Below are 2,172 nucleotides of genomic sequence, written 5' to 3'. Positions count from 1 at the left end.
GCGCGGGGGTGTCCACGCCGGGAGGTTACGGCCGCCGGCTCGCGGAACGGCTTGACCCTGCCGCTGCGTCAACTCCTAGCGTCCTGCGCGAGGGGTTCGGGAGGTCAGCCGTGGAGTGGACGATCCACCAGGTCGCGCGGGCGACGGGGACGACGAGCAGGACGCTGCGGCACTACGCCGACATCGGCCTGCTGGCGCCCAGCCGCGTCGGCGCCAACGGCTACCGCTACTACGACGACGCCGCCCTGCGCCGGTACCAGCGGATCCTGCTGCTGCGGGAGCTGGGCCTGGGGCTGGCGGCGATCGCCGGGGTGCTCGACGAGCGCACCGACGCGGTGCAGGCGCTGCGCGCCCACGCCGAGCTCCTCGAGCAGGAGGCCGCGCGGCTGGACCGGCTGGCGGCCTCGGTGCGCGAGACCGTCCGCAGGACCGAGCAGGGGGAGGAGCTGGACGTGACGACGAGCTTCGAGGGTTTCGACGCGAGCCGCTACGAGGAGGAGGTGGTGCAGCGCTGGGGGCGCGAGGCGCACGACGACGCGCAGCGGACCTGGCGCGGGCTGGGTGAGGACGGGCGCGCCGCGCACGGCGCGGAGGCCGACGCGATCGGGCGCGGTCTCGCCGCCGCGGCCGCGCGCGGGGCCGCGCCCGGCGACGAGGACGTGCAGGAGCTGGTGCGCCGGCACCACGCGTGGGTCTCGCTGTTCTGGACCCCCGGCGCCGAGCAGTACCGGGTCCTGACGGCCACGTACGTCGAGGACGAGCGCTTCCGCGCCACGTACGAGGCGTACGGGCCGGGCACGGCGCAGCTGCTGAGCGACGCGGCGGCGCTGTTCGCCGAGCGGGAGCTGGCCTGAGCGCTCCCCGGCCGCCGCGCGGCGGCCGGGGAGCGGGGTCTCTCAGGCGCAGTCGACCGGCTCGCCGGCGGTCAGCTCCTCCTGGGCGCGCTCGTCGAGCAGCAGGTGCACCAGGTCGCGCGCCTCCTGCGCGGCCGGGACGAGCACCGACCCGTCGGGCTGGATCTCGGTGCGGATGCCCTGCAGCGCCAGGGTGCCCGCCGCGTCGGCGGCCTGCTGCGCGCTCAGGCGGTACCCGCACGGCGGGTCCAGGTCCACCTGGTCCGGGGAGGGCAGGGCGTTGTCGGCGCCGGCGAAGGAGACCGGGCCGCGCTCCAGGGCGCTGCGGATCGCGGAGGCCGCCGTGGCGTCGGCGATCTGCGCGCGCTGCTCGGCGACCGTGCCCAGCGTCGCGCGCGCGGCGGTGACCTGGGTGTCCACCCGCCGCCGGTTCAGCAGGGCGGGGTTGGCCTCCTCCAGCGCGTCCGCCGGGGCGTTGCTGGCCTCGACGAGGATGCCCAGGGAGTGCCGCAGCCCCGCGGTGTTGCGCAGGATGCGCTCCTGCCCGTCACCGGCCTGCTGGGCGACGACGTCGCCGGCGGCGTCGTAGTAGTAGCCGTAGATCCCCGTGGAGTTCCCGCCGGCCTCCACCGCCGGCAGGACCTCCTGCTCGGTGAGCTCGCGCGACAGGTCGTGCACGCGCACGTCGAGGTTGCGGTTGCGCGGCCACAGCGCGATGAGGTCGCGGTCGTAGGTGCCCGGGGTGGGGCCGTACTCGTGCAGGTCGTGCACCACGTCGGGGCGCAGGTCGCGCTGCAGGCGCGCGATCAGCTGCGCCTCGGCGGTGCGCAGCAGCAGGTGGTCGCGGTTGACGTCGACGCCCTGGGAGTTCTGCCGGGTGTTCGCCGCCACCCCGTCGGGGTTCACGGTCGGCACGAACAGCACGGTGGTGCGGCGCAGCAGCTCCAGCGTCGCCGCGTCGGTGGTGGTGGCCAGGTCGCGCGCCAGCGACAGGCACGCCTCGCGGCCGCTGGGCTCGTCGCCGTGCTGGGTGCAGGTGAACAGCACGGAGCTGCCGCGGGCGACCGCCGCGGCGTCGGCGGGGGCGCTCGCCCCGACCGCCACCACCTGCAGCGGGCGGCCCTGCGCGGTGCGGCCCGCCTCGGTGACGCTCAGGCGCTCGCTGGTGGCGTCCAGCGCCTGCAGGAACTGCTGCTCCTGCTCCAGCGTGGTCCAGGCGGCGCCGCCGGAGAGCTCGAAGCCGGTGCGCGCGGGGTCATCGGTGATCGCATGGCGGCGCCACAGCCGTCCCACAGGTACCGACCCCTTGGAGCAGCAG

Annotated in this window: 2 protein-coding genes; one reads left to right on the top strand and one right to left on the bottom strand. The window is 76.1% G+C overall.

The window, feature by feature from the left end; all coding sequences use genetic code 11:
- The first annotated feature begins 110 nt into the window (after window positions 1-110).
- Entirely contained in the window at window positions 111-854 is a 744-nt protein-coding gene (locus GTR00_RS19430) for a MerR family transcriptional regulator (RefSeq protein WP_166613202.1), read from the top strand.
- A 42-nt stretch (window positions 855-896) separates the two neighbouring features.
- Here the strand turns inward: GTR00_RS19430 and GTR00_RS19425 are convergent.
- On the bottom strand, window positions 897-2,172 hold a 1,276-nt coding region (locus GTR00_RS19425; protein ID WP_205706225.1), incomplete at its 5' end, for a M14 family zinc carboxypeptidase.

This window comes from Kineococcus indalonis, from assembly GCF_009906395.1.
Lineage (GTDB): Bacteria > Actinomycetota > Actinomycetes > Actinomycetales > Kineococcaceae > Kineococcus > Kineococcus indalonis.
This window is presented reverse-complemented; position numbering and strand designations above follow the sequence as displayed.